The sequence below is a fragment of the Chloracidobacterium validum genome (genome assembly GCF_018304825.1).
In the GTDB taxonomy this organism is placed as follows: Bacteria; Acidobacteriota; Blastocatellia; order Chloracidobacteriales; family Chloracidobacteriaceae; genus Chloracidobacterium; species Chloracidobacterium validum.
Map to the genome: position 1 here is coordinate 429824 of NZ_CP072649.1, position 25675 is coordinate 455498.

Here is a 25675-nt window from a genome sequence, read left to right on the forward strand (position 1 = left end):
GCAACAGGGACGGTTCAGGACGTGGTATTGGATTTGTTTCGTCTGGATGGAAAAGTGGCGCTCGTGACCGGCGCGCTTTCCGAGATCGGCGCTGCCATCGCCTTGGCCTTGGCCGAAGCGGGCGCCGATGTCGCCTGCCATGGGTCGGCGCGCGCGCCGGAAGCCCTCTGCGAGCAAATCCGGGCGTTGGGTCGCCGGGCGTTGGCCGTGACGGGCGACCTCTACGACCGGGCGTTTCACGGCCACATCGTGGCGACGACCATGGCGCACTTCGGGCAGATTGATATTTTGGTCAACAACGCCAGCACGATCCGGCGCGGGGCGGCGGTGGAACTCAGTGACGAAGACTGGGATTTCATTCTTGGCATCAACCTGACGACGGTGTTTCGGCTGTCGCAGCTCGTGGCCAAGGACATGCTGGAACGCCGGTCGGGCAAGATCATCAACATTGCCTCGCTGCTGGCGTTTCAAGGCGGTTGGCAAGCCCCAGCGTTTGCCGCATCGAAAGGCGGCGTCGTCCAGTTGACCAAGTCGCTGGCGAATGAGTGGGCCGCGCGTGGTGTCAATGTCAACGCCATTTCGCCCGGTTATCTCGAAGTTGACAGCACGCGCCCCCTGCGGGAGGACCCGGTCCGGTTTCGCCAGATCACGGAGCGCATTCCGGCCGACCGCTGGGGCAGCCCGGCCGACCTGGCCGGCGCGGCGGTGTTTTTGGCCTCGGCGGCGAGCGATTACGTCCACGGGCACGTCCTGGTCGTGGATGGCGGTTGGATGGGACGTTAGCGGTCGCCGGTGAGCGCGAGGTCGTCCCGGTGGATGACCTCGTCATGCGCGCGAAAGCCGAGCCGTTCGGCGATTTCAGCCGACCGCAAGCCACGAATGTCCGTGATTTCATCGGCGCTGTAGCTGGTCAGCCCCCGCGCGACTTCACGTCCTTGTTCATCGCGGCAGGCAATGACATCCCCGGCCGCAAAGCGTCCCTCGACGCGAACGATGCCAGAGGGCAGAACGCTTTTGCCCTGCGTCGCCACGGCGCGCACCGCGCCGGCATCCAGAGTGATGGCCCCCTTCGGACGCAGGTTGGCAATCCAGCGTTTGCGTCCACCAAGCGCGGTGGTCATGGGTGGAAAAAGCGTCCCAAGGTCTTCTCCGGCGACGACGCGCGGAAGGATGTCTGGTGTCCGGCCGTTGACGATGACTGTCGTGACGCCAAAGCGCGCGGCGGTTTGCGCGGCGGTCAGTTTGGATGACATGCCGCCTGTCCCAAGGCTGCTCGTGCTGCCGGAGGCCAGGGCCAGGGTTGCGGCATCCACTTCCGGGACGAAACTCAAGCGTCGTGCCGTGGCATGCCGTTTCGGGTCGCGGTCAAACAGGCCGTCCACATCGGAGAGCAACACGAGCAGGTCGGCGTCCAGGATGTTGGCCACGAGGGCGCTGAGAAAATCGTTGTCCCCGAACTTGATTTCGGCCGTGGCGACCGTGTCATTTTCGTTGATGATGGGAACGACGCCCAGGGTCAGCAGCGTCCGCAGCGTATGCCGGGCGTTGAGGAACCGTTCGCGGTCGCGGGCGTCGTCGTAGGTCAGCAACACCTGGGCGACGGGCGTGGGCGCAAAAGCCTGTTCGTAGTAGCGCATGAGCAAGGGTTGCCCAATTGCCGCCGCGGCTTGCTTGAAGGACAAGTCCTTGCCGAGTGGCAGGCGGTGCGCGCGGAGTTGCGTCATCCCGCAGGCCACCGCGCCGGACGACACGATGACGACCGTTCGCCCGGCCTCCCGCAAGGCGCGGCACTGCGCAACCAAGTGATGAAGCGCGGCTTCGACCAGTCCGGTTTTGGGTTCGACGAGCACGTTGCTGCCGATTTTGACGACCAAGCGTTGGGCCGAAGCCAGTTGGGCGCGCGTGGCGCGAGCCTGGTGATCACCGGTCGGTGGGGAATGGGTGTCGAGCGTCACGTTCCGATCCGTCATTGGAAAGCCATCGCGCGGCAAAGCCGACCTACCAAATCCGCCTGGTGCTGGACTGGCAAGGCATCAGTTGGCAACTTACGACAAGGCTTAGGCAACGCCATGCGCCTTGAACCAGGCAAGCATTTCCTGCCAGGCGGCTTGCGCCTCGTCTTTCCGATAGGATGGGCGATAGTCGGCATGAAAGCCGTGCGGCGCGTCGGGATAGACGATGATTTTCGAGCCGGACTTGCCCTTGGCCAGCGCCTCCCGCATGTGTTCGACCGTTTCCAGGGGAATGCCCTGGTCTTTTCCGCCGTAGAGTCCCAGCACGGGGGTTGCGAGGGTCGGAGCGAAATCGATTGGAAACTTCGGCCGGAGTGGGTCGGGCTTGAAATCGGGGTTGTTGCGCGGGTTGGCCACCAGCGAGCCGTACCAGGCGGCCGCCGCCTTGACCCGCGGTTCATGGGCTGCGAAAAGCCAGGTCATCCGCCCGCCCCAGCAAAAACCGGTGACGGCAACCCGCTTGAGGTCCCCTCTCCCGGTGGCCGCGGCATAGTCCACGCACCTTGTCAAATCCGACAGGGCCTGCGCATCTGGGACTTTCGACACCACCTTTGAAATGACCTCTCCAATGTTTTCCAGCTTCGATACATCGCCCTGGCGGGCGAAGAGTTCCGGCGCGATGGCCATGTACCCGACCTTGGCCAGTCGTCGGCAAACATCCTTGATGTGCTCATGGACGCCAAAAATCTCTGGAATGACAATGACGACCGGGAAGCGTTTGCCCTGTTCCGGCATGGTTCGGTAAGCCGGAAATTCGATGTCGGCCGCGGGAACCTTGACCTCATCGGCCGTGATGCCCTTGGTATCCGTCGAAATGGTCTGGGCGCTGATGGGTTGGACGGCCAGGGCGAAGCCGGCCGCTAGCGACGTGAGAACGAACTCGCGGCGGGAGCGTTCGGTATCGGGAAGAAGGCTGGTCAGGTGGTGGTCAAACATACGGCGTGTCAGTTGAAACGTAGGCAAGGAACAAAGCTGTCAGCTTTCACGGTAGGACGAACATAGCGCAGTCGCCGTCACTCATGCGATACTCAATGTCAGTCGTATGTTCCTCGAAAGGTCTGCCTTCAACCATGTCGAATGCTTCCGCCTCCGGCGCGGCTGCCGCCACGACCGCCGTGCCCGATACCTTGCTCGATGCCATCGAAATCATCGTTGGCGGCCGCAACCTCGATGCTCAAACCGCTCACGCCTTGGGGTTGGTGGATGAACTCGCGGCCGATGCCCAGGCTGCCATCGAAGTTGCCGCGCATCTGGCGCGCGAGTATGTCCTGACCGGAACCGGTCGGCTGGCCGAGGCCTTTGCGCGGCGGCAAGCGGCCCTTCAGCGTTGGGCGTCACCCCAGAGCGGGCTTTCCCGCGCCGAGGTCGAGGCTCACCCGCGGGTGGCGCGCCTCCTTGCGCAGGCGCGCGCCGTCGGTCGGGAAAAAGCCGTGCAGCGCGCCCTGGATTGCATCTTTTTCGGACTGGAGCAGGGCTACGCTGCCGGGTTGAAGCGCGAAGCCAAGGTCTTTGCGGAAGCCGTCGCCGATCCAGAAGGCGGTCAGTTCGGCATTCAGGCGTTTCTCGACAAGAAAAGCGCGCCGCTGCCGCCCCGCCCGCTCATCATGGCGGGGTCACCCGAGGAACAAGCCCTCCTTGAACGTGGCGACTTGCTGCCGGTCGGAACACCGTTTTATCCGGGGCTGACGCCATTGCCCAAGTATCAGTACGCGCAGGGCGTCATCAAAGACCCAACGACCGGGGCGGCGCTGCACGGCGACCCAAAGGAAGTGGAAAAGCACTTCATCGTACCGGTTCCAGAACCGAGTCCGGCCGGCGTTCTCGTGTATGTCCTGGTCAGCGAAGTCAACTTCAACGATATTTGGGCGCTCACCGGCATTCCCATCTCCGTGATGGATGACCATGACCAGGATTTTCACATTACGGGTTCGGGCGGCATTGGGCTGGTCGTTGCTTTGGGCAGCGAGGTCAAGCGGGAGGGCCGCCTGCAAGTGGGAGATTTGGTTTCCATCTATTCCGGTCAGAATAACTTGTTTTCGCCCCTGGTCGGCCTCGATCCGATGTTTGCCGACTTCGGCATTCAGGGGTATCAGGAGCCGAACGGTTCGCACGGACAGTTTCTGCTGGTTCAGCCGCCCCAGCTTCATGCCAAGCTGGAAGACCTGACCATCGAGGCCGCCGGAAGCTACATGCTCAACCTGGGAACGATTTACCGGGCGCTCTTCACGACGCTCAAGGTCACACCGGGCAAGCGTCTGTTCGTGGAGGGAGCTGCGACGGGAACTGGGTTTGAGGCGGTCAAGGTTGGTGTCCGCAACAACGTCAAGGTGACGGGCTTGGTGTCGAACGCTGAGCGCGCCGAGTTTGTCAGGTGTCACGGAGCCACCGGCGTCATCAACCGTCGCGCGCCGGAACTCGCGGGGTGCTTTACGAAAGTGCCCGAGGATGCCGCCCAGTGGGCAGCGTGGGAGTCGGCCGGCGAGCCTTTGCTGGCGACGTTTCGCGCCCAGAACAACGGTCACCTAGCGGATTACGCCATCTCCCACGCCGGCGAACTTTCGTTCCCGCGCAGCTTTCAACTGCTGGCGCCGGGCGGCACGCTGACCTTTTATGGCGCGTCATCGGGCTATCATTTCACCTTCATGGGCAAGCCCGGCGCGGCCGCGCCGGCCGACATGCTCCAGCGGGTCGGCCTGCGGGCCGGCCAGTCGGTTTTGGTCTATTACGGCCTGGGCGAAGACCTGGTGGATGAAACCGGCATCGAAATCATCGAAGCCGTCCGTGAAGCCCACGCCCGCATTGTGGTGGCAACGCGGACCGATGGACAAAAGGAGTTTGTCGCCAGTTTGGGCTTCGGCGATGCCGTCCGGGGCATCGTCAGCATTGAAGACCTCCAGCGGCGTTACGGTGCCGACTTTGCGTGGCCATCCACCATGCCGGCGTTTCCCGATCCGAAGGCTGATACCGAAGCCTTCAAAGAGGCCGTCCGTTTGTTCAACGAGATCAATTTCAAGCCCTTCGCCTCAGCCGTCGGCCGCTTGCTGGCCGGGCCGGACAACCCCCGTGGCTACCCGGATATGATCTTTGAACGCGCCGGACAGGATACCCTGGGCATCAGCACGACGCTCGTCAAGCCCTACACCGGGCGCGTGGTGTATGCTGAGGACATGTCCGGGCGGCGGTACAGTTTCTATGCGCCCCAAGTCTGGATGCGTCAGCGCCGGATTGACATGCCGACGGCCAACATCTGGGGGACGCACCTCAACAACGCCTACGAGATTGTTGCCATGAACGATGCCGTTGCCGCCGGGCTGCTGGATGTCACCCCGCCGGTGGTCGTCGAGTGGGCGGACTTGCCGGAAGCGCACCAGGCGATGTGGGACAATCGCCATGCCGGAGCGACCTATGTTGTCAATCACGCGCTGCCGCGACTGGGGCTGAAGACCAAAAGTGAGCTGTTTGAAGCCTGGGCGGCGCAGTCGGCGGAAGCGGCCGATGCGGACGACGCGGCAACCATCTTCCAGTGACGCTTTCAGCCGTGACGCTTGCAGCCACGCCTTGGGGGCATCTGTCGGTCCGCCGATGGCGTTTGCGGCGGGTGGCGCGGCGCGCGTTGTGTTGGCGGTCTCACGTGAAGTGCTTGGCGCGTGGCGTGGCGCGGCGTATAGTCGGTTGGCTTGCCCCCGCTTACTTTTTCACAGCCTGCGCTGAATTGACCACCAAGCAATGAGTATTCGAGCTTTCAAGCGTCCCCAACCACCCCGTTTTGGCGTTCTCCTCCTCAATCTGGGCGGCCCAGAAAAGTTGGCCGATGTCGAGCCGTTCCTGCGCAATCTTTTTTCCGACCCCTCCATCATTCGGTTGCCGATTCGGGCGCTGCAACGTCCGGTTGGGTGGCTGATCGCCCGCTTGCGGCGGCGCAAATCCATGCGGCTTTATGAAAAGATCGGCGGCGGCTCGCCGCAGCGGCGCATCACGACCGAGCAAGCGGCGGCCTTGCAGTCCGAACTCGCCCGGCAGGGGATCGCGGCGCGGGTGTATGTGGGGATGGTGTGTTGGCATCCACTGATTGAAAGCACGTTTCAGCAGATTCTCCAGGACCACATCACGCACTTGGTGGTGCTGCCGTTGTTTCCGCATTTTTCGGTGACGACCACGGGCGCGGCCGCCAAAAAGTTGATTCACTGTTTCGATCAGCATGGCGGCGTGCGCGAAATGCGGCGGAGTTACGTCACCCACTATGAAACCGAGCCGGGTTACATCGCGGCCCTGACCGACCTCATCGTGGATGAGATGCGGCAGTTTCCTGACCCGCGCCCGGCGGCAATCCAGTTGCTGTTCAGCGCGCACAGCATTCCCACGAAGTACGTCGAGCGCGGCGATCCCTACCTTCGGCATCACGAGCGCACCATCGCGGCCGTGATGACGGCGCTCGAACGACGATTGGGGACGCGGCCGCCGCATACGCTCTCCTTCCAGAGCAAGGTCGGCCCGGTGCGGTGGCTGGAACCGTCCACCGAGGCCACCATCCAGCGTCTGGCGCGTGAGGGCAAGACCCAAGTTCTCACGATTCCCATTAGCTTCGTTTCCGAGCACATCGAGACGCTTTACGAGCTGGACATCCAGTACCAAGCCCTTGCCCGTGAAGTCGGCATTCCCTATTTCCGCCGTGTCCCGGCGCTCAACTGTCACCGCGCCTTCATTCGGGGCCTGGCCGCGCTGGCGCGCGCGCGTCTGACCGCTGGTTATCAAGCGCAACCGGCGGAGCAAGCGGTTGGGGGTTGAGCCTCATGCGCTCCCCATGGAACGTATTCTCGTCATAGATGACGACACCGAACTCTGCGAACTCATCGCGGAATACCTCGCTGCCGAAGGCTTTCGCGTGGACGTCGTCCACGATGGCGAGTCAGGGGTCAAGCGGGCAACGAATGAGCCGTTTGCGCTGCTCATTCTGGACGTGATGCTGCCCAAGCTGAGTGGCTTTGAAACCCTCAAGCGCATTCGCGCCGTGTCACACGTTCCGACGCTGATGCTCACGGCGCGCGGGGATGATGTGGACCGGATTGTCGGGCTTGAGATCGGGGCGGATGACTACCTTGCCAAGCCCTTCAATCCACGCGAGCTGCTGGCGCGCATCCGGGCCATTCTACGGCGGGCGAAGCCCGAACTCCTGGCCGAAAAACTCGTGGTCGGCGATGTCGAGCTTGACTTTGGCGCGCGGAACGTCCGCAAGCTCGGCAAGCCGGTGGCTGTAACCTCGGTTGAGTTTGACTTGCTGGCCGTGTTGATGCAGCACGCCGGTCAAATCGTTTCGCGGGATGATCTTTCGTTGCGCGCGCTGGGCCGTCCGTTCCATGCCCTCGACCGCAGTGTGGATATGCATGTGAGCAACTTGCGCAAGAAGCTCGGCCCCCACCAGGACGGTAGCGAGCGCATCAAGGCAGTGCGGGGCGTGGGGTATCTCTATGCGTTGAGCCAAGCCCCGGAGGAGTCGCCCCCGTCCACCTGACGCCAAGCCTATGCGAACGCTTTTCATCAAAATTTTCCTTTGGTTTTGGCTGGCCATGGCCGGGCTGACCATTCTGGTTACGGTGGTTGGTTCGCTGACGGCATCCGACGCGATGTGGCCTATCCGCCGAACGCTCACGGCGGCGACCACGCTCTACGCTGAAACGGCCGTCTTGCTTTACGAACGGCAGGGGCAAGCCGCCGCGACGGACTACCTACAGCGGATGGCCGAAACCGCCAAGCTCCAGGCCGTGTTGCTCGATGAGCAGTGGCAACCGCTGGCCGGCGCGCTCCCGCCCGACTGGCCCGCGGGGCGGGATGGCAAGCCCCGTGAAGACTTTGCCGTCGTGGACAGCAAAACGTTTCTGTCGCGCCCGGTCGCCAGCGCCAGTGGTCGGCGCTATGTGCTCGGCGTGGTGTTCGACCGCAACTTATTGCCGCCACCGCCGATATGGACGCGGGGGCGCGTCATTCGCCTGGCGGTCTTCGTCCTGGGCAGCGGCCTGGTGTGCTATGCGCTGGCTTGGTATCTGACCCGTCCGATTGGACGCCTGCGACGAACCGCGCAGCGCCTGGCCTCCGGCGACTTGGCGGCGCGCACCGGGGCCAGGCCGGGCCGGCTGACGGATGAGATTGGCGGACTGGCGCGCGATTTCGACGCCATGGCCGAACGCATCGAAGCCTTGATCAACGCCCAGCGCCGACTCTTTGGCGATATTTCACACGAACTGCGGTCGCCACTGGCGCGGCTGCGGGTGGCGCTGGAACTCGCCCAACGCCGGGCAGGCCCGGACGCCCAGCCCTACTTGGGGCGGATCGAACGGGACGCCGAACGCCTTGACGAACTCGTAGGGCAACTCCTGGCCCTGTCGCGGCTGGAAAGCGAAGCCACCCTCACCGACGCCAAACTGCTCGATGTGGCCGCGCTGTCCGAGCAGGTCGCCGCCGATGCCGATTTTGAAGCGCGGGCGGTTGGGCGAAGCGTGCGTTGCCGGATTCTTTCAGCCGATGCCCATCAACCCCTGGTGGCCGATGAGGAACTCATTCGCCGGGCGCTTGAAAATGTCATGCGCAATGCCATCCGGCATACGCCGGAAGGTTCGTCGGTCGAGGTTGATGTCACATCACAATCGAGCGAACTTCAGGTGAGGATTCGGGACTACGGGCCGGGCGTTCCGCCCGATGCGCTGGAGGCAATTTTCAAGCCCTTTTACCGTGTCGAGACGGCGCGGGATCGGGCAAGTGGTGGCGTCGGCCTGGGGCTGGCCATTGCCGCGCGGGCCGTCCGTCTCCACCACGGGCAGATTCAGGCTGAGAACTTGCCCGATGGCTTTCAGGTGGCTTTGCGCCTCCCGCTCCGGGGTGAGGGCTGATGCCGGACTCGAAAAACGGTCAGTTGTCGTCCTGGTGACGGAGAATCTCCACGTTGAAGCGAATGACCAGCCCATCACGCACCAGCTCATCCACGATGGGAAGTAACTCGACGATGCGTTCCGGCATGTCAATGACCGTGACCACCACCGGTAGGTCAGTTGCGCCGCCTAACCGGTCGGCAGCGCGAATTTGGCCACTGAGTCCGAAGCCGGCCATCCCGCGCGTCACCGTCACGCCGGCCGCGCCGGCCAGCCGCAGCCGATGAATCAGCGCCCGGTGCAACGGCTCGTTTTCCCACAGGTCATCGTCGCCAATGAAGATTTGAAGGGCTTGCGCTGCGCCTTCAAGTTTCCGTGCCGCCATGGTTTCTCATGTTCCGCGATCAGGTCGAAGCCAAATCAGCCCGTCCTGGGATAAAAAGCTTGGGATAAAAAAAGCAAGCCAATCCGTTGTCATTGGCTTGCCGGGTTGTTACCGCATCTCTGGCGCGGTAGTGAGTACCAGGCCTCAGTTGGTCGCGTGAAACTTCACCATGCGCAGTTGCCAGTAGCCGGTGAGGTCCTTGCAGCCAAAGTGTCCGTAGGGTGCGGAAGCAAAACTGCGTTCACCGGTTTGCCCTGGAATACGGCAGGTGTTGCGTCCATAGACTAGGCAGCCGTAGCCAACGACTTCATCCACGCTCGACCAGATCGAGTAGCGATACGCACCCTCGTAGCCGGCGCTGGAGTTGAGTTCGGTAAGGAACGCGGACACGCCATAGGGGCCGAAGCCGCCCAGCAGGTAGCCCGGATAAAAGCCGTTCGTGTTGCCGCACGTTGGCGTGGTCGGACCTGACAGGTAGCAGGCTGCCAAGCCCTGGTTGCCACCGGCAATCCCAACGAAGGTATCCACGATGGAGGTCAGACTTGGTCCGAGGTTGTAGCTGCCCCCGGCGAGTGCGTCTGATGCCGGCCCGCCCTTGATGGCTTTGCGCGCCAGCGTGACGCCCATCGAGTGGGCGACGATGTCCACCTTGGCCGCGCCCGTATATTGCCTGACCGCCTGAATGAAGGCGCGCAGCCGGGTGAGGTTTTCACGTGAGTGATACTGCTGGGAGGAAAACAGCGCGTTCGCCGGTCCCCAGGTGGTGGCGTAGAGTTCACTCGGTTTATACCCCTGGGAGAGAAAGTACTGAATCGAGGCGTTCCAGCCGCTCTGGCCGGGCACACCCGTCCCAACCGCCTTGTCCGAGTTGCCGTGGATGAAGATGACCGGTTGGTTGACGACGGTATCGGCATCGTTCTGGCGTCCGCCATAGCTGCCGCCCACCAAGTCGGTCCGGGCAAAGTCAAAGCTGCCGTATCCGTTGGCAGCTAACCAGTTGCGGAAATGTGGCGTGAGTCCGGTAGTCGAAACCTGAGCTGCGACTGGCGCGGACGGTTTGCCCTTCGCTGCAACTGGCAACCACGCCAGCGCGACAAACGCACAGAAGAAAAAGCTTACAGAGGCAAGGTGGTAGCGGTATGTCAAAAAACGCATAAGCTCTCAGCGAGCGGCCAAGCCGCTTACAACGTAGATGGCAACGTAGGTGGCTGACAGGCGCAACGGCAAGTATGGGCAAAGGAAAAGTGTATCGCCCACCGCCACGGAAGACAACCTCCGAAGCGGTGGGTCGCTGGCATGCGCCGCGCCCCGTCGTCCACTCACTTGCGTGAACGGGCGCAACATCGCAGCGCCACTGGTGAGCGCGCCCAAGTGCAGCCGGTCACTATTCTTTCATGTACTTCTGAAACTCTTTGGCAAAGTACACAAAGGTCTTCATCCACTCCTTGACATTCTGCTCAGTGACGCCACCCGTCAGTTCGTAGTCGCTTTCGAGTACCGGGTCATTGTCGTTATCGAGGTAGGCTTTGGCAAAGCGCTTGCTCCGGTTCCATTCGTTGATGCGGTTGAGTGTCATCCGCTGCCCACCCCACCCTGCGGCCAGCAGCAAGCTTTTGTCGCGTTTGACCAAGCGCATCTTGAGACCGTCGTTGAGCTGGAGCAGGTAGGCGTTGTTGTCCAACTCGCGCCACTGGACATCGCTGAATGAGCGTAGAATGCGCTCGACGCGCGTCGTGGTCATGGTGTCGAACACTTCTTGCTGCTGGACTGCTGCCTGTTGGCTTGGCCCACGAAGCGCGGCCGGCGTTGGAAGCGACACCAGGGGCACGCCGATCAGCAATGACAGTGCCAAACTCAACCGGGCGCTCGTCAGGCGGGTTGGAACAAGTCGGGGAAAGTGGTTACAGGTTGTCATGTAGGGGTCCTTTCAAAAAGGTGGGAGTAGTCAAGGTCGGTACACCTCAGATGCGCATAGGGTAAGCGAACGTTGGTGGAACCAGTCACTGCATGGCCTGTTTCAGGTACGATGGGCCGGCCAGTCGAGACACCAGCAGCGTACGTTGCCAGACTTGGTAAGACGGCTCGAGGCTTGTCAGCCTAGTGTAGCTCGGGCAAGAAAGCAGTTGACGAAGTGACACTTGATGCATTCGCTATGATACGCATTACTGAAGTGAATTTAGCACCATTCAGCGCATCTGAGTGCCCTTTTGTTGAAGTGAAGCTTGATGTTGAGTCGAGGCAATTCCGATGAACACCACTATGAACTACGCTCCTTCTCGCATGCTGCGCCGCCGGTTGCTGGGCTGGCTGCTGGTTGGGCTATGGCTGGTCAGCCTGCCTGTCGGACGCTGGTCAGCCTGGCAGGTCGAGGCCCAGACAACCACCGGCACGATTCTTGGAACGGTCATTCAGCGCGATACGACGCCCGTGCCAGGCGCGATTGTCCGCATTCTCAATAAGGTCAACGGACTCACCCGCACCGCCCGCACCGACACCAGCGGCGTCTATCGGTTTGACTTGATTTTGCCAGGGTTATACGACATTCGCGCCCAGGCGGACGGCTTTCGTGAGAACGCCATTGAGAACTTCATCGTCGAGGTCAACCGCGAGAAAATCATCCAACCGCCGCCCATCGTGCTCGATCCGCCAACCGCGCCATTGCCGACCCCGACGGCCCCGGCCAGCGCACCCGGCCAGCCACCGGCCCCGACGCCGGGGACGACCCAGGCGAATGTAGCGGATGCCGCCCTGCGTGGCAGCGCCACGGCCGAGTTTATCCTGGCGTTGCCGTTGCGCGGTGTGCGAAATTTCGACACCTTCGCCTTGCTTGCGCCGGGGGTCGCCCCCCCGCCGACGTTCTTTGGAGCAAGTGGCCCAGGGATTGGCCCGAACGTGGGAGGCGGGGATTTCGTCGTGAACGGCGTTCGGGCGCGTGGCAACAACTTCACCATTGATGGCGCGGACACCAACGACCAGGACGTCGGCGGCCGCCGCCGTGGTTATGTGGCAACGGCCGCCCAACCCATCGAGAGTCTGCGGGAATTTCAGGTCACGACACTGCTGGCGGACGCCGAGAGCGGACGCAATGGTGGGGGGCAGGTCAATGTCGTCTCGCGGACTGGGGAGAACGAGTTTCACGGCAACCTCTATTCGTTTTTCAACGATGCGCGGCTCAATGCCCGCGACGCCTTTGATTTTCGCGCCGGCTCCGTCCGAATCGGGAAGCCGGCCTTTACCCGCCACCAGTCAGGGGGCACCCTGGGCGGCCCCATTCAGGCGAATCGCTGGCACTTTTTCACGGCCTTCGAGCGCATTGGGGTCAATCGCACCCAGGCGACCCACTTTGCCGTTCCCACGGCGGCCGAGCGCGCGGCGGCGCTGGCGCTTGGCGGGCCGCAAAGCTTGCTGGGGCGTGACCTGCTGGATTTGTATCCGCTGCCGAACAATCCGGGCGGACCGCATGGCAACCACACGCTGACCCAGTTTCTGGCCGGCAACGGGGCCGCGACGCTGTTTTCATTCCGCAGCGATTACCAGTTCAATCCGTTCGACCGTCCAACGCTTTTGACCGCGCGCTACAACTTGGCCGACGACCGGGGGCGGCTCCCAAACGTAGGCGACAGTCTCAACTCTGGTGTGGATTCCCAGACGCGCACCCACAATGTCGCGCTCGACCTGATCACGCGCCTCTCAGACCGGTTTTCCAACCAACTGCGGCTGTCGTACGGACGGCAGCGCCTGGGCTTCGATGAAATTCCGGGCAGCCCGTTCATTTTCCAAACCCGCTCAATCGGCGTGGACTTGACCGGTGACGGCCGCCCGGATGGGCGTAGCGGGCCACTTGGACGAGTCGTTGCGCTGCCTTACAGCAGCATTGGCGTAGACCCCAGCCTGTTCCCCCAGGGGCGCGTGACGAATACCATTCAAGTCGCCGATACCTTCATTTGGAATCACGGGCGCGGCACGCTCAAGGCCGGCGGCGATATTCGGTTCATTCGCTCGAATAGTTTCGCCGACATCAACTATCGGCTGACCCTGAGCTTTGCCCCAGGGATCGTCATTCCACCTTCGGGCGCTTTTCGTTATGCGAGTGGGGTTGATTTCATTGGGCTAGGTCTGCCGGCCGATATCCGGCAGACCTTCGTGACCGAACCAAATTCGACGCTTGGGCTGCGCACGACGGAATACAATGTCTTCCTCACCGAAACCGTCCGGCTCGGCTCGCGGGTCATGCTGCGCGGTGGGATTCGTTATGAACTCAATACCGTGCCTGATACCGGTGATGAGCGACTGCGCCGGCAGCTTGCCGTGCGCCCGGAGGATTTCCCGGTTTCGCCGAACGATCAGCCACGGGCCGCGGCCTTCTTTGCGGCGTTTAACAACTACCAGAGTTTTGTCAATGGTCGGGAGGGCATCTACGATCCGTCACGCCGAAATTTTGCCGGTCGCGCCAGCCTGGCCTGGGATGTGTTTGGGAATGGGCGAACGGCCGTGCGAGCCGGTTACGGGATGTTTTATGACATCATCCCGCTGACCATCACTGGGCAGTCACGTAACCTCTTCCCCAACAATGTGCAGACCAGTTTCCGGTCAGGGATTGTGTTTCCCGACATCTTGGTTTCCAATCCAGCCATCTTCCTCGGACCGTCCGGTGGCTGCGGTGGACAGACGCCAGGTCTTCCGATTTCTCCCGGTGGCGAAAACGCCACGCTCAACCCAAGCTGCGCACCAAGCATCATTGGGTCGCCGGCTGTATTCATCGGTGACTTGTTCGAACGCCGGAATTTTGCGCTGGCCTACACGCTGCCACGGCGCAATATGCGGGTGGCGCGCGTCCACCAAGTATCGCTCTCGGTCGAGCAGGCGCTGGCCGACCGGCTGGTAGCTTCAGTGGCCTACGTTGGCACGTTTGGCGGAAACCTCATCCGACCCGGCACGCCGAATGGCGGCCCGTTGACGCCGCTGTACTTCTTTCAAGGAACGCAGACAAATCCCTTCGATCGCGTCGAAGTCCTCCAGCGCCGCAACGATGGTGTGGTCGGTGCGATCTCTGGGTTTTCGACTGATGCCGACTCCACCTACCATGCTCTTCAAATCGGTGTGCGGCAGCGCTATGCCTATGGACTTACCTTCCAGGTGGCCTACACGTGGTCGCACGCCATTGACAGCATATCGGACCTCTTTGACACGGCCGGCAACGCCAACCGCTCCCAAATCGAGCTTGACATTCCAAATATCGTGCGACTTGAACGCGGCAGCGCGTCGTTTGACATTCGGCATCGTTTCACGACGGGGGTTCAGTACGACCTGCCCTGGATGGCGACGAACCCGTGGTTGGGCGGCTTCCAGGTTTCAGGCATCGTCACGCTTCAGACCGGACAGCCCTTCACGGTGATTACGGGGCTGGATACCAACCGGGATGGCAACCGAACCGACCGGCTGGCAACGACGCAGGGCCTGGTCTTCCGCAACCAGGGCGCGCAGCGGATTGCCCTGGCGCCGGGCATCAATCCACTGACACTCACGGCATTCAACTTCACGGAACCCGGCGAAGGGCTGGTTGGCCGCAACACCTTTCGCGCTCCGGGTGTGGCGCTGGTGGACGCCGCTTTGACCAAGCGGTTTACGTTTGCCGAGCGGTACGCGCTGCTGTTGCGGGTTGAGGCTTTCAACCTGTTCAACCGGACGCATTTCGCGACGCCCGTGCGCCTTCTGGAAGCTCCGGCGTTTGGTCGCGCGGTGGCGACGGCAGTTCCGCCCCGGCAGATTCAGTTTGCCGTGAAGTTCCAGTTTTAGCCAACCTGCAGGGGCAAGCGAACGGTAAACGTCGTTCCTTGCCCGACTGTGCTTTCGACGGAAATCCGTCCGCGATGGGCGGTGACGATGCGTTTGACAATGGCCAGCCCAAGCCCAAAGCCCAGGCTGGTGCGTCCACTCCCCTGCCGGTAAGGTTCAAACATGGCTGCCTGCATTTCAGGTGGAATCCCCTGTCCGGTATCGGCAATGCGGATGACAACCCACTCCCCATCTGCGACCCCGCAGACCGTGATGCGTCCACCCTCCGGTGTGAACTTGACGGCATTGGAAAGCAGGTTGGAGAAGACGCGCTCCAGCTTGGGCGCATCGCCGACGAACGGTGGCAGATCTTCCGCAACCTCCACGGCCAGCGAGATGCCTTTCTGTTGGGCCGGTAGGCTCGCTTCACGGATGCACCGCTGGATGAGCGTCGCTGGAAACACGACGCCCTTGAGCAGGGTCATGCCAGTTTGGTTGGCGCGAAACAGCTCAAGCAGGTCACTGGCGAGTTGCAACACCTTGTTGAGACCCTGACGGGCAACCGTGATGACTTCCTGTAAAGCTTCGTCTGGTTGCGTGTCGTACCGCTCAAAAAAGTCCAGCGCCATTTGCATGGCGGTCAATGGTGACCGGATGTCGTGGGCAACCATGGCCGTGAAATCTTCACGCAACCGCTCGGCCGTCTTGCGCTCCGTGACATCCCGAATGATCGCCACAAAGGCGCTTTCTTCGTCAGGAATGACCCGCGCTTCAAATTCACACCATTTACCGTGACACAGCGCGCGGTACTCGGCGACTTGCTGCGCCCCGCTGGTCAGATTGGCGATGGCTCGCTTGAGAAGGGAAGCGCCCTCTGGCGGAAGAATGTCGGCAACGCTGGTCTGAGGCGTGAGAACCAGCCCAAACATCTCCGGTGGGCAGGTGTCACTCGGCTTGAAGTAGGTGACGGTGCCATCGTGCTGGCCACGAATGACGATATCCGGCAGGCTGTCAACTAGCGTCCGAAACTGACGCTCGCGAGCCTTGAGAATGGCGTCGCTGCGGGCGACGTGGATGAGTCGTTGCAAGCGGCGGCCAAACAGGTGGAGGTTGATGGGTTTGGCAATGAAGTCGGTGACACCCGCCTCGAAGGCTTCAGCAATGACCGATTCGGTATCGTAGGCTGTCACGAGTAGAATCGGCAACGCCGCGCCTGTCGGTAAGGCGCGCGTCTGGCGGCAGACATCCAGTCCTGATCCGTCAGGTAACATGGCATCCAGCACCAGCGCGTCCGGTAGCCTCTGTTGAATCGCGGTCAGCGCTTCCGCAACACTGGCCACGCTGGCGACCTGATGGCCGTGCTGCTTGAGAAACAGCTCAAGGATCCGCCGTTGGGCGGCATCATCTTCGACGAGCAAGATACGGGCGGGCTTCTCTAGCGGCATATCAGGCAGCAAAGTCAACCTCTGGATTGTAACATGCACCGAACATCGGCTGAATGCTCAGGCGTGGAGGTCATCGTCAATGCATTGCTCATTGTGCTCAGTCTGGTTCGTGGCGGCATGCGGTTGGTTCATTGGTTTGAGTGGGGTTGGGGTGGTTGGCTCTCCGGTCACGGCCGCGCCAACGTACCAGTCGCCAACGTACCAGTCGCTGCCAACATCAGAAACGCCGGTTCCCAACCCGTCGGAAGTTTTCCAGCAGGTCCGCGCAGCCGGGTTTGACGCCCTGTACAACCTTGACTACCGTGGCGCACGCGACGCCTTCGAGCAACTCACCAAGCTTGATCCAGCGCATCCGGCCGGCTATCTCGACATCGCCAACTGCATGTGGGCGGAGAAGCTCTACCGCGCGCGCCGTTTGCAGGCCACGACGTACGCCGGCACGTCCTTCTTTGCCGACACGAAGGAAACCTTCGACCGCGACTTTGACCGCCGTTACCGGGAGGCAATCACGCGCACCATCAAGGTGGCGGACGCCCGACTCAAGGAAAACCCACGCGACACCGTGGCGCTGTACTACAAGGGCGCGGCACACGGTTTGCTCGGCGCCTACGAAGCAACCATCACCCGCGCATTCCTGGCGGCGCTCAGTCAAAGCAACAAGTCGGTTGCCTTGCATCGTGAGGTTCTCAAACTCGACCCGGATTATGCTGACGCCAACCTGTCCATTGGGTTGTACAACTACGTTGTCGGTTCGCTTCCGCTTCCGGTCAAGCTGCTGGCGGCTCTGGGTGGCGTGCGCGGTTCACGGAAGCGCGGACTGGCGCAGGTTGCCAAGGCTGCCGATGAAGGGCGGACGGCACGCGACGCCGCCCGGCTTTTGTTGATTACGCTCTACAAGCGCGAGAAGCGCTATGCCGATGCGCTGCCTTACCTGGAAGCCTTCACGCGCCAATACCCGGCCAACTATGTAGCCCGGCTGGAGTTGGCGGATACGCTCGTTCGGGTGGGGCAGACCGACGCAGGCATCGCCGTTTTTGAAGAGTTGATTCGGGTGTCCTCCGCCGGAGCGTACCGGGATGCCATCCACTATCAGCTAGCCGATACGTTGTTTTCGGTCGGGCGGGTGCAAGACGCTATCCCGCATCTGCGTACGGTGACGACCTTGCCCGGCGCCAACCCTGACCTCGTGACGCTGGCTCAGTTGCGGCTGGGCGAGGCACATGATGTTGCCGGGCGACGGGCCGAAGCCATAGATGTTTATCGGAACATTCTCAAACGGCCCAATGTCTTTGACTCTCACGCGCGCGCGCAAGCCCATCTCAAAAAGCCCTATGCGTTGCCAACGACAGTCGCCACGCCCACTGACACGGACGCCACGGACGATAGTCAGCCATGACCCATAAAAAGCCACATCTGCCAGAAAAAATTTGCCCGGTCTGCCAGCGTCCTTTCACGTGGCGCAAGAAATGGCGTAACACCTGGGAGAAAGTCGTCTATTGCTCGAAAGCCTGCGCCGGGCGCAAACGCGAATCGTCACCGCGAAAATGACCAGAAAGTGATCAGAAAGCGATTGCCGCGTGACTCATGGCTCGCTCATGGCTCGGTTTTCCCATCTGTCGGCGGTTCGTCTGGCGCGAGACGATGTTGCTGGCGAATGTGCGCAAGCAGGTTGCGCGCCGCAATGTCAAGCGCGCGGTAAACCAGCTCAAACCCTTCCTCCCCACCAGCATAGGGGTCAGGCACTTCCGCCACGCCAATGGACGGGGCAAACTCCAGCATCATGAAGAGCTTGTGCTCCTGACCACGCGGGCAGAGCGACCGTAAGTAGGCCTGGTTGGTTCGGTCCATGGCCAGCAGGTAATCAAATCGGAGGAAGTCGTCACGCCGAACCTCCCGCGACCGCAGATCGGCAATATCAATCCCGCGCTTGAGCATGGTGCGCTGTGAGCGCGCGTCTGGCGGTTCACCGATTCGCATCGGTGAGATGGCGGCTGAATCAGTTTCAATCTGATGCGAGAGCTTCGCTTGAGCGACGAGGTGGCGAAAAATACCTTCGGCCATGGGCGACCGGCAGATATTGGCAGTGCAAACAAACAGGACACGAATCATAATGCGTTGCTTCAAACAGACTTTGAATTGATTTGCTAAAACTTGAGATGGGAAGTGTAGCGATTGTGAGCGGGGTCTGCCATGGCAACCGATGGCTGGTGGTTGCGACGCGCTGGTTGCGCTTGGTGTTGCCTTTGTTTCTAGCCGTCCAGGACGGGCGCGCCGCCTCACCGCGTCCACAGGTCAGTCCGACGCCAGACGCACTGGAGCGGCTGCGGGCGGCCGCCGCCCAGGCCGGCGTTTCCTTTCCGCTCCAGCACGTTGCGCTGCGGGTGTACAAGCAACAACGCCGCCTTGAGCTTTGGTCAGGCGAGACCTGCATCAAGACCTACCGGGTCTCACTCGGAGCCGAGCCGGAACTCGACAAGGTACGCGAGGGCGACCACCGGACGCCAGTCGGCACGTTTTATGTCTGCACCCGAAATGATCGCAGCCGCTTCCATCTCTTTTTGGGATTGAGCTACCCCAACAAGGAAGCGGCCGAGCGGGGGCTGCGGGATGGACTGATCACCCGTCACCAGTACCGCGCCATCCAGCAGTCCCATCGGCGGCGCACGCGACCGCCGTGGAATACCCCGCTGGGCGGAGAGGTCGGCATCCACGGCGGGGGCGTGGGACAGGACTGGACCTGGGGATGCATTGCACTGAACAATGACGACATCGAGGAGCTGTGGTTAGCCTGCCCGCTAAAGACTCCAGTCACCATCGTTCTTTAGTCCAACCTGGGTTGACTTTCGGTCTATAGTCGCCAAGGTTATCGCCTGCGTCTAATAAACTTCATCCGCGCTACGGACATTGGTTGTATGTCATTCCCTGTACTCCGTTCTCCGTCCTGGCTGAATCATTACCGGCAACGTGGCTGGCGCTGGTTGCCGCTGGCGGTTCTGTGGTGCGCCCTGCTGCTGACGGCAGCCTGTCAGAAACAGGAAGCTGTCGTGACGGTGCCAACCGAGACCGAGGCCAACGAAATCATTGCCGCACTTCAGGACCGGGGCATCGAGGCCAAAAAGGAACCGGCAGGCGGCGAAGATCAAAAGGGGTGGCGCATCCTGGTGGTCGAAGACGCCTTTGCGTCCGGCAAGGCCGCCCTCGCCATCCGTATTTTGCAGGAACTGGGACTCCCGCGCCCAACCGGCACCGGGCTGGGTGAAGATACCGGCGGCGGAACCTTTGGCGGACTCTCCCCAACGGCAGAAGAGGCCAAGAAAATCAAGCAAATCAAGACCGAAATCGAGCGCCAGTTGCGGCAGTTGCCGGACGTGGCGCGGGTGAGTGTCAACATCGTCCTGCCGGAAAAAGACATTGCCAGCTTGCAGCCAACGCCGGCCAAGGCATCGGTTTTGCTCGTCACGACTGCCGCCGATACGCGCTTCAAGGAAGATGACGTGCGGCGGCTGGTGACGGGGGGCGTGCCCAACCTCGATGCCAACAATGTCGTCGTGACGATTTTTCACGAGCCACCGCGCCAGCTTCAGACCCAGCTTTCAGACATCGAGAAACGCGCTCGGATCAACAAGCTCGTGACCGTTGTCGGCGTGTCGGTTGGGCTGATCATCCTTGGTTTGGGTGGGCTGTTGTTCTATGCCCGGCGCCGTCAGTCCGCGCCGGCCGAAGCCGAGGGCGCGCCGGCCGAAGGGTCCGAACGCAAGCAACTCCAGGCTTGATCGCCAGCGCCGGGCCGCGCGGCGTGAGTTTCCGCAGCGTGGGTGCTATGGAAGCGCGCTGACCTTGGGTATGTATGACATCACCTGCTGAGTGAAAGCAATGAGCTGGGTGAACGTCCAGCTTCCGAAGAAGATGAGCGTCAGGACGGTGGCAATCATCTTGGGCACGAAGGTCAGCGTCTGTTCCTGAATTTGGGTGAGCGCCTGCAACAGACTGATGACCAGCCCGACGACCAAGCTGACGACCAGCGCGGGCAAGGACAGAATCAGGATCAACCAGAGCGTTTGGTTGGCGAGCGTGAGAAATGTCTGCATGGGCACACCTCGACTGGCACTCGTGGGCGTCAGGCGTAACTCAACACGAGATTCTGGATCAGCGTTACCCAGCCCTTGACCAGCACAAAAAGCAATAACTTGAAGGGAAGCGAAATCATCGTCGGGGACAGCATGAACATTCCCATCGCCTGGAGGATGTTGGACACCAGCATGTCAATGACCAGGAATGGAATGAACAGCAGAAAACCAATCTGAAACGCCTCGGTCAGTTGGCTCGTCACGAAAGCGGGCACGACCACCCGGAAGTCCCGCACGGTAATCGTACTGGGGTCTTTCCCATTTTTCTGGGCAAGGCGCTGAGCCAAACCCAGAAACAAACGCCGGTCGGCTTCGTGAGCATTCCGCTCAAGGAAAGCGCGCAGCGGCTCCTTGCCTTTGTCGAGCGCCTTGAACAGGGTTTCAGCCCGCATTTCCGTAAAGACCGGGGCGGTGGCGTCGGAAAGGCCCGCTTCCTCGAGCATTTTCTCGGCCACCGGCGCCATGATGAACATGGTCAGGATTAGCGAAATGCCGGTGATGACCTGGTTGGGTGGGACTTGCTGCGTCCCAAGCGCGTTTCTCAGAATGGACAGCACCACGGAGATTTTCACGAATGAAGTCATCATGATGAGGGCGAACGGGGCCAGTGCCAGTGCGCCGAGCGTCACGACCAGTACGACTGGGTTGGCTTGGAGTGAACCCTGGGCGGCGGCGGTGGACGATGAACTCACCCCAATGCCGGCCAACAGCAACGTTGCCGGCAAAAACCTCAACCGACGTGAGCGAACGGGCATGATTTCCTCACTTTCGCATGAACCACCGCTCCACCGTTTGGGCGAATGGCGGCAGTGGTCGAGCCGTTTCACGGGCAGCAAGCGCCTTTTCAACTGTCGTGGCGTCAAGCGTCTCGATGACGTGGATGCCGGCCTCGGACGCGCCAACCAGGAGATATTTTCCGTTGACCTCGATGACGTAGAGCGTCCGCCGTGGTTCGAGCGGCAAAACATCAACGACGTTCACCAGTCCCAGCGGCCGGCGCACCCCGATACCACCCAACTTGGGCAGGACGACGCGCAGGGTGACATAAGCCGTGGCGCAGACTACCCCCAGCGCAACGAGCGTCTGAAAGAGTGCCCAGACAAAGCCTCCACCGGTTGGTGGCAGTGGTTCTGGGACTGGTTGCCATCCAGCGAGCGCCAGCAGCATGTCGGGCTAACTCCGTCCTTGCGTGATGCGAACGCCCAAGCGTCCCTCGACATCCACCAACTCACCCCGTGCAATGGGGCGGCCGTCCACGGTGAGGGTAACGGGGTCGGTGGGAGCGCAGCCAAGTTCCAGGACGTGGCCCGGACGCAACTGCGCAAGTTCTTCGAGTCGCATGCGGCGGGCGGCGAGTTCAATCCGCACCGTGACGGTCAACTCCTCGAGCGCAATGGCGGGTGAGTCGGAGGTTGATTCATTGGTAGGCATTGGGGTTGACTCCTCCTGAGCAAGTAGCGCCGCCGGCAGCAGGTCCTGAACGGTGAGTCGGTGCGCGTCATCCAGTTCGCCAAAGAGCAGCACTGCATCTGGACTGCCGATCACGGCGGTTCCAACCCCGCCGGGTTGAAGTGCCGATTGCACCGTTTCGATAATGACGAAATCACCGATTTCGAGGCTTTGCAACTCACCGTAGGTGCCCTCGACCGTCCCGATCACCACGGCCATGGGGAAGCTGGGCACTATCGTTGCCAGGTCAGCGACGTGTTTCTGGCGGATGAGCGCCAGGGCGGGGTCAGTTACCGGCCGCTCCAGCGTACGTCTGGCAATCGCGCGGAAGGCCGCCAGCGACTGGACGTCAAAAATGAACTCGGCGAACCCAACGGCTTCGGCAAATTTCAAGCTCACCGTTCCGACCAAGTGACGATGATGGCGCTCGGCGGTGGATGTCGCCGATTGAAAGTGACCGAACGACAGCCACCGCGCGCAGGATGTGAGCCGGAGAGCCGGTTCACCCAGGAAAGCGTTGATGTCCCAGGCTAAGGTAAGCAGCAAAAACTCAAGGGCCGTGGCTTCAGCCGATGACACCTGGCGTGGGGTTTCGGGGGGCGTGCCGTTCCCCCCAAGCATCCGTTCGACGAGCGCCGCCGCAAACCCGGCGTCGGCCTGGAGAAACAGAGTCGCGTTGTCTGGTCCAATACCCAAGGTGGCGCAGAAGCGCCGGTCCTCGGTTGTTTGACACAACTCGTCCGCGCTGACTTCAGCCAGCCCAAACGAGGTCATGCCAAACAATTCAGGCGGGGTGCGCAGGATGGTCAGCAACCGCGCCGCCGCCGCGCGAAACATTGCCCCAAACAACCAAGTTGGTACGCCACCCAGTTCTCGACCGGCCGCGACCTCGGCCTGCGAGCACTTGGGGAGGGCGTCAGTCCAGCGTCGTTCGCGTGGAGCCGTCGCCGCCACGGGATGGACCACCGCCTCCGGCTCGACCGGGGCGACGATTGGTTGGGCAAACAGGTCAAAGGCAAACGGATCATCCAGCGTTTGACTCATGACGTTCCCACCTCATCCCCGTCTTCTGGCTCACAGCGTGCGTGTCACCAGTGCCAGTATCTCATCCCGTTCTGCCTTGACCGGATTGAACGACAGGCAGATGTCTTCCAGGGTCAAGTCGGTGATGGCCGCGGCGGTGTCAGCGTCGGTTGGAACCCCAACTTCCCGGTATTGCATCGGCACGCCACACCGCTGCTTGAGGTCACGCACGGCGGCAATTGCGGCCTCGGCCAGTTCGTCAGTGGATTGCCCATCCGGTGTGACGCCCAGGGCGCGGGCAATCGCGGCATAGTGTGCCGCCACGGCGGGCAAGTTGAATGCCATCACAAAGGGCAGCGCAATGGCGTTTGACAACCCATGATGAACGCCGAAAAGCGCCCCTACGGAGTGAGCAATGGCGTGGACAGCCCCAACCGGCGAGTTGGAAAACGCCATGGCGGCCATCGTCGCCGCGTATTGCATCTTGGCCCGGGCTTCAGTCGGGCCGCTTTCCTGGACGGCGGCTTCGAGGTTATCCGCGATCAGTTCGATGGCGCCCAGCGCCAGCGCGGCCGAAATCGGCTCGCGCTCGACGCACGAGTAGGCCTCGATGGCGTGGGTGAGGGCGTCAAACCCCGTCCAGGCGACCAGCTTGGCCGGGAGCGTTGCCACCATGGCCGGATCGAGCACCGCCATCCGGGGAAACAGAAAGGGGCTGGCAATGGTGAGTTTGCGCCGTTGAACCGCGTCTTTGACAACCGCCGCCAGCGTGACTTCGCTGCCCGTGCCAACCGTGGTCGGGATGGCAATGATCGGGGTGATTGGGCCGGGAACCATAAACCCGCCTTCATACTCATGCGCCTCACCACCGTAGGCAGCCATGACTGCGGCGATCTTGGCCGTATCCATGACGCTGCCGCCGCCAAGCGCGATGATGAGCGAAACGTCTTGTTCCTTCAGTTGAGCTGCCGCTTGCTTCACAAACACCGCATCGGATTCAGGCGGCGTATCAGCGATCACAGCGACGATGGCATGCTCGGTCTCGGCAAAGGCCTGCCGGACAATGTCGAGCAGGCCAGCCGCTGCCACGCCGGCATCCGTGAAGACCGCCAGGCGGGTACGTTCGGCCAGGTCAGGCGCAAGTTGCAGGTCAATGGCCAGGTTGCCGACCTTGCCGATCCCATATTTGATTTCGGTTGGGACGGCAAAGGTCGAATCAGGTCGCGTCAGAGGCGGGTTGCCGGTGATGAACCCCATAGGAACTTTCCCCTCAAGTGTGCTTGATGACCAAATACGCTTGGTGAGCAAATGGACGTGAAGATTTCCGTTCGTCGTGAGCGCACTATAGCCTAGACCAGACCCGTCGCCTACCGCTTGACTGCGCCGGACAGCGGCGATGGCATCGCATCTCTGTGCCACCCCGCGCGTGAGCTTGCGCTGACGGTCACCACGAGCCAGGCCGAGCGCGCCGGAGCCGACCGGTAGTCATTCGGCGAGTGTTTCCACCGGGTCGAGCCGGGCGGCGCGCCAGGCCGGATAAAGCGCTCCCAGCGCCGTGCTGGCCAGGCTGATAGCCGCTGCCAGGCCTAGCCACCGTAGCTCGATCGCCGGACGGAGCGCCGTGAAGGACGTGATGCCGGCCACAACGGCATAGGCCAGTCCAACCCCCAGCACGAGACCCATCACGCCCACCAGCAGCGCTTCAGCTTCAATCGCTTGAATGATCCACCAGGGTGATGCCCCAAGCGACTTCAAAATTCCAATATCCCGCTTGCGCTCGGCAATGGTCGTGTACATGGTCAGAAACACGAACGTCACGCCTACCGCTACCGCCAACCCAACGACCAGCTTGAGAAATGTATTGAGCGCCGGAATGCCTTGCTCATAAGCGGCCGGTAGGTCGCGGACGAGAATCACCGTGTTGTCGGGGAGTTCATCCACGATGCGGGCGGCGACGGCTTCCTGCTCGGATGGATTGACGCACTTGACGTAAACGAACGTGCACCGTTCGGGCGCAGCGAGGAGGTTCTGCATAGTGTCGAGGCGCATTTTGAAGCGGGCCGTGCCGGCCTCCGGCGCATACACGCCGGCAATCCGAAACGGGCGCTCGAAAACCTGAACCGTATCGCCAATCTTGACCCGGCGCGTGCGGATGAACTCGGCATCCACGACCGCATCGTATTCGTCCACCGGTGGCGTTCCGGCCGTGAGCTTGATGCCGGTCAAGCGGGCGTAGCTTTCCCATTCAATCCCTTCGATGATTTCCACGCCGATGCCGTAATCGCTTGGCTTGAGGTACTGCCCGACCGGGGCGGTAGCCGCCACGCCGGTGACTTGCCGCAGACGATCGGCGTACTGAATCGGCATGACCAGCGCGGACGTTGACGTGAGACTGAACTCACGCCAGAACATCAGCTCGGCTTGCACGTTGGTTTCGCGCTGGGCGCGTCCGCGCTGCGAGCCGTTGACCAGTCCGGCATTGACCAGAATGAGGATGACCGCCAGCGCCACGCCAAAGGCGCTCAAGGCCGTCCGCACCGGACGATGGCGCACATTCGACCAGACGAGTTGAAAGAGCATAGAAATCCGTGGCTTGAAA

General features: G+C 61.8%; 23 protein-coding genes. 10 read left to right on the forward strand and 13 right to left on the reverse strand.

Going from position 1 to position 25675, the window contains the following annotated elements; translation table 11 throughout:
* Positions 1 to 21: 21 nt before the first annotated feature.
* The gene (locus J8C06_RS12950; RefSeq protein WP_211430562.1) at positions 22 to 783 is read left to right on the forward strand and encodes an SDR family oxidoreductase; all 762 of its coding nucleotides are present in this window, start codon (positions 22 to 24) and stop codon (positions 781 to 783) included.
* Here J8C06_RS12950 and proB read toward each other — a convergent pair.
* Together proB and J8C06_RS12960 are read right to left on the reverse strand one after the other, a co-directional pair.
* Positions 780 to 1970 carry a glutamate 5-kinase gene (gene proB / locus J8C06_RS12955; protein ID WP_211430563.1) on the reverse strand — a complete coding sequence of 397 codons (1191 nt, stop codon included), beginning with the start codon at positions 1968 to 1970 and terminating at the stop codon, positions 780 to 782. The genes J8C06_RS12950 and proB overlap by 4 nt on opposite strands.
* Positions 1971 to 2057: 87 nt before the next feature.
* Positions 2058 to 2948: a dienelactone hydrolase family protein gene (locus J8C06_RS12960; RefSeq protein WP_211430564.1), complete on the reverse strand. Its 891-nt coding sequence runs from the start codon at positions 2946 to 2948 to the stop codon at positions 2058 to 2060.
* A gap of 134 nt (positions 2949 to 3082) precedes the next feature.
* Between J8C06_RS12960 and J8C06_RS12965 the strand changes: the two genes are divergently transcribed.
* The 4 genes from J8C06_RS12965 (at position 3083) to J8C06_RS12980 (ending at position 8893) form a co-directional block, all read left to right on the forward strand.
* Positions 3083 to 5539: an MDR/zinc-dependent alcohol dehydrogenase-like family protein gene (locus J8C06_RS12965; RefSeq protein ID WP_211430565.1), complete on the forward strand. Its 2457-nt coding sequence runs from the start codon at positions 3083 to 3085 to the stop codon at positions 5537 to 5539.
* A gap of 199 nt (positions 5540 to 5738) precedes the next feature.
* Positions 5739 to 6797, forward strand: coding sequence for a ferrochelatase (gene hemH, locus J8C06_RS12970; protein WP_211430566.1), 1059 nt, complete (start codon positions 5739 to 5741; stop codon positions 6795 to 6797).
* Positions 6798 to 6813: 16 nt separating this feature from the next.
* Complete coding sequence (locus J8C06_RS12975; protein WP_211430567.1) at positions 6814 to 7521, forward strand: response regulator transcription factor; 708 nt, start codon at positions 6814 to 6816, stop codon at positions 7519 to 7521.
* A gap of 10 nt (positions 7522 to 7531) precedes the next feature.
* Complete coding sequence (locus J8C06_RS12980) at positions 7532 to 8893, forward strand: ATP-binding protein (RefSeq protein ID WP_211430568.1); 1362 nt, start codon at positions 7532 to 7534, stop codon at positions 8891 to 8893.
* Between the two features lie 19 nt (positions 8894 to 8912).
* On the opposite strand, the gene J8C06_RS12985 is transcribed toward J8C06_RS12980, so the two are convergent.
* From J8C06_RS12985 to J8C06_RS12995, 3 genes are all read right to left on the reverse strand, one after another.
* Positions 8913 to 9257 carry a DUF190 domain-containing protein gene (locus tag J8C06_RS12985; RefSeq protein ID WP_211430569.1) on the reverse strand — a complete coding sequence of 115 codons (345 nt, stop codon included), beginning with the start codon at positions 9255 to 9257 and terminating at the stop codon, positions 8913 to 8915.
* A gap of 144 nt (positions 9258 to 9401) precedes the next feature.
* Positions 9402 to 10412 (reverse strand): lipase family protein, encoded by a 1011-nt coding sequence (locus J8C06_RS12990; RefSeq protein ID WP_211430570.1) that lies wholly within the window; start codon positions 10410 to 10412, stop codon positions 9402 to 9404.
* A 229-nt stretch (positions 10413 to 10641) separates the two neighbouring features.
* Positions 10642 to 11172: a YbjN domain-containing protein gene (locus tag J8C06_RS12995; protein ID WP_246602179.1), complete on the reverse strand. Its 531-nt coding sequence runs from the start codon at positions 11170 to 11172 to the stop codon at positions 10642 to 10644.
* Between the two features lie 344 nt (positions 11173 to 11516).
* Here J8C06_RS12995 and J8C06_RS13000 point away from each other — a divergent pair, with 344 nt between their 5' ends.
* The gene (locus tag J8C06_RS13000) at positions 11517 to 15053 is read left to right on the forward strand and encodes a TonB-dependent receptor (protein WP_211430571.1); all 3537 of its coding nucleotides are present in this window, start codon (positions 11517 to 11519) and stop codon (positions 15051 to 15053) included.
* Here the strand turns inward: J8C06_RS13000 and J8C06_RS13005 are convergent.
* Positions 15050 to 16477 (reverse strand): hybrid sensor histidine kinase/response regulator, encoded by a 1428-nt coding sequence (locus J8C06_RS13005; protein ID WP_211430572.1) that lies wholly within the window; start codon positions 16475 to 16477, stop codon positions 15050 to 15052. The two genes, J8C06_RS13000 and J8C06_RS13005, sit on opposite strands and share 4 nt — an antisense overlap.
* Positions 16478 to 16556: 79 nt before the next feature.
* Between J8C06_RS13005 and J8C06_RS13010 the strand changes: the two genes are divergently transcribed.
* The gene (locus tag J8C06_RS13010) at positions 16557 to 17873 is read left to right on the forward strand and encodes a tetratricopeptide repeat protein (protein ID WP_211430573.1); all 1317 of its coding nucleotides are present in this window, start codon (positions 16557 to 16559) and stop codon (positions 17871 to 17873) included.
* Positions 17870 to 18025: a DUF2256 domain-containing protein gene (locus tag J8C06_RS13015; RefSeq protein ID WP_211430574.1), complete on the forward strand. Its 156-nt coding sequence runs from the start codon at positions 17870 to 17872 to the stop codon at positions 18023 to 18025. The genes J8C06_RS13010 and J8C06_RS13015 overlap by 4 nt, the downstream gene beginning before the upstream one ends.
* A gap of 45 nt (positions 18026 to 18070) precedes the next feature.
* On the opposite strand, the gene J8C06_RS13020 is transcribed toward J8C06_RS13015, so the two are convergent.
* The gene (locus tag J8C06_RS13020; RefSeq protein ID WP_211430575.1) at positions 18071 to 18586 is read right to left on the reverse strand and encodes a low molecular weight protein-tyrosine-phosphatase; all 516 of its coding nucleotides are present in this window, start codon (positions 18584 to 18586) and stop codon (positions 18071 to 18073) included.
* A gap of 47 nt (positions 18587 to 18633) precedes the next feature.
* Here J8C06_RS13020 and J8C06_RS13025 point away from each other — a divergent pair, with 47 nt between their 5' ends.
* On the forward strand, positions 18634 to 19302 hold the full coding sequence (locus J8C06_RS13025; protein WP_211430576.1) for a L,D-transpeptidase family protein: 669 nt from the start codon (positions 18634 to 18636) through the stop codon (positions 19300 to 19302).
* An 87-nt stretch (positions 19303 to 19389) separates the two neighbouring features.
* Complete coding sequence (locus J8C06_RS13030) at positions 19390 to 20250, forward strand: hypothetical protein (protein WP_211430577.1); 861 nt, start codon at positions 19390 to 19392, stop codon at positions 20248 to 20250.
* 45 nt (positions 20251 to 20295) lie between these two features.
* Here J8C06_RS13030 and fliQ read toward each other — a convergent pair whose 3' ends face one another.
* From fliQ to J8C06_RS13060, 6 genes are all read right to left on the reverse strand, one after another.
* Positions 20296 to 20565, reverse strand: coding sequence for a flagellar biosynthesis protein FliQ (gene fliQ, locus J8C06_RS13035; protein ID WP_211430578.1), 270 nt, complete (start codon positions 20563 to 20565; stop codon positions 20296 to 20298).
* Positions 20566 to 20594: 29 nt separating this feature from the next.
* Entirely contained in the window at positions 20595 to 21359 is a 765-nt protein-coding gene (sctR, locus tag J8C06_RS13040) for a type III secretion system export apparatus subunit SctR (protein WP_211430579.1), read from the reverse strand.
* Positions 21360 to 21366: 7 nt separating this feature from the next.
* Positions 21367 to 21771, reverse strand: coding sequence for a FliO/MopB family protein (locus J8C06_RS13045; RefSeq protein ID WP_211430580.1), 405 nt, complete (start codon positions 21769 to 21771; stop codon positions 21367 to 21369).
* 6 nt (positions 21772 to 21777) lie between these two features.
* Positions 21778 to 23097, reverse strand: a complete 1320-nt coding sequence (sctQ, locus tag J8C06_RS13050) for a type III secretion system cytoplasmic ring protein SctQ (RefSeq protein ID WP_211430581.1) — start codon at positions 23095 to 23097, stop codon at positions 21778 to 21780.
* Positions 23098 to 23127: 30 nt separating this feature from the next.
* Positions 23128 to 24333, reverse strand: a complete 1206-nt coding sequence (locus J8C06_RS13055) for an iron-containing alcohol dehydrogenase (protein WP_211430582.1) — start codon at positions 24331 to 24333, stop codon at positions 23128 to 23130.
* Positions 24334 to 24561: 228 nt separating this feature from the next.
* The gene (locus J8C06_RS13060; protein ID WP_211430583.1) at positions 24562 to 25656 is read right to left on the reverse strand and encodes an ABC transporter permease; all 1095 of its coding nucleotides are present in this window, start codon (positions 25654 to 25656) and stop codon (positions 24562 to 24564) included.
* Positions 25657 to 25675 lie beyond the last annotated feature (19 nt).

Excerpts from the sequence above, each read along its gene's own strand:
- fliQ (WP_211430578.1), bottom strand. The coding sequence starts at position 20,565 with ATGCAGACATTTCTCACGCTCGCCAACCAAACGCTCTGGTTGATCCTG.
- J8C06_RS13030 (WP_211430577.1), top strand. The coding sequence starts at position 19,390 with ATGTCATTCCCTGTACTCCGTTCTCCGTCCTGGCTGAATCATTACCGG.
- sctQ (WP_211430581.1), bottom strand. The coding sequence starts at position 23,097 with ATGAGTCAAACGCTGGATGATCCGTTTGCCTTTGACCTGTTTGCCCAA.
- J8C06_RS12965 (WP_211430565.1), top strand. The coding sequence starts at position 3,083 with ATGTCGAATGCTTCCGCCTCCGGCGCGGCTGCCGCCACGACCGCCGTG.
- J8C06_RS13020 (WP_211430575.1), bottom strand. The coding sequence starts at position 18,586 with ATGATTCGTGTCCTGTTTGTTTGCACTGCCAATATCTGCCGGTCGCCC.
- sctR (WP_211430579.1), bottom strand. The coding sequence starts at position 21,359 with ATGCCCGTTCGCTCACGTCGGTTGAGGTTTTTGCCGGCAACGTTGCTG.
- J8C06_RS12985 (WP_211430569.1), bottom strand. The coding sequence starts at position 9,257 with ATGGCGGCACGGAAACTTGAAGGCGCAGCGCAAGCCCTTCAAATCTTC.
- J8C06_RS12975 (WP_211430567.1), top strand. The coding sequence starts at position 6,814 with ATGGAACGTATTCTCGTCATAGATGACGACACCGAACTCTGCGAACTC.
- J8C06_RS13005 (WP_211430572.1), bottom strand. The coding sequence starts at position 16,477 with ATGCCGCTAGAGAAGCCCGCCCGTATCTTGCTCGTCGAAGATGATGCC.
- J8C06_RS12990 (WP_211430570.1), bottom strand. The coding sequence starts at position 10,412 with ATGCGTTTTTTGACATACCGCTACCACCTTGCCTCTGTAAGCTTTTTC.
- J8C06_RS13000 (WP_211430571.1), top strand. The coding sequence starts at position 11,517 with ATGAACTACGCTCCTTCTCGCATGCTGCGCCGCCGGTTGCTGGGCTGG.
- J8C06_RS12980 (WP_211430568.1), top strand. The coding sequence starts at position 7,532 with ATGCGAACGCTTTTCATCAAAATTTTCCTTTGGTTTTGGCTGGCCATG.
- J8C06_RS12995 (WP_246602179.1), bottom strand. The coding sequence starts at position 11,172 with ATGACAACCTGTAACCACTTTCCCCGACTTGTTCCAACCCGCCTGACG.
- proB (WP_211430563.1), bottom strand. The coding sequence starts at position 1,970 with ATGACGGATCGGAACGTGACGCTCGACACCCATTCCCCACCGACCGGT.
- J8C06_RS13055 (WP_211430582.1), bottom strand. The coding sequence starts at position 24,333 with ATGGGGTTCATCACCGGCAACCCGCCTCTGACGCGACCTGATTCGACC.
- J8C06_RS13015 (WP_211430574.1), top strand. The coding sequence starts at position 17,870 with ATGACCCATAAAAAGCCACATCTGCCAGAAAAAATTTGCCCGGTCTGC.
- J8C06_RS13025 (WP_211430576.1), top strand. The coding sequence starts at position 18,634 with ATGGGAAGTGTAGCGATTGTGAGCGGGGTCTGCCATGGCAACCGATGG.
- J8C06_RS13060 (WP_211430583.1), bottom strand. The coding sequence starts at position 25,656 with ATGCTCTTTCAACTCGTCTGGTCGAATGTGCGCCATCGTCCGGTGCGG.
- J8C06_RS12960 (WP_211430564.1), bottom strand. The coding sequence starts at position 2,948 with ATGTTTGACCACCACCTGACCAGCCTTCTTCCCGATACCGAACGCTCC.
- J8C06_RS13010 (WP_211430573.1), top strand. The coding sequence starts at position 16,557 with ATGCATTGCTCATTGTGCTCAGTCTGGTTCGTGGCGGCATGCGGTTGG.
- J8C06_RS13045 (WP_211430580.1), bottom strand. The coding sequence starts at position 21,771 with ATGCTGCTGGCGCTCGCTGGATGGCAACCAGTCCCAGAACCACTGCCA.
- hemH (WP_211430566.1), top strand. The coding sequence starts at position 5,739 with ATGAGTATTCGAGCTTTCAAGCGTCCCCAACCACCCCGTTTTGGCGTT.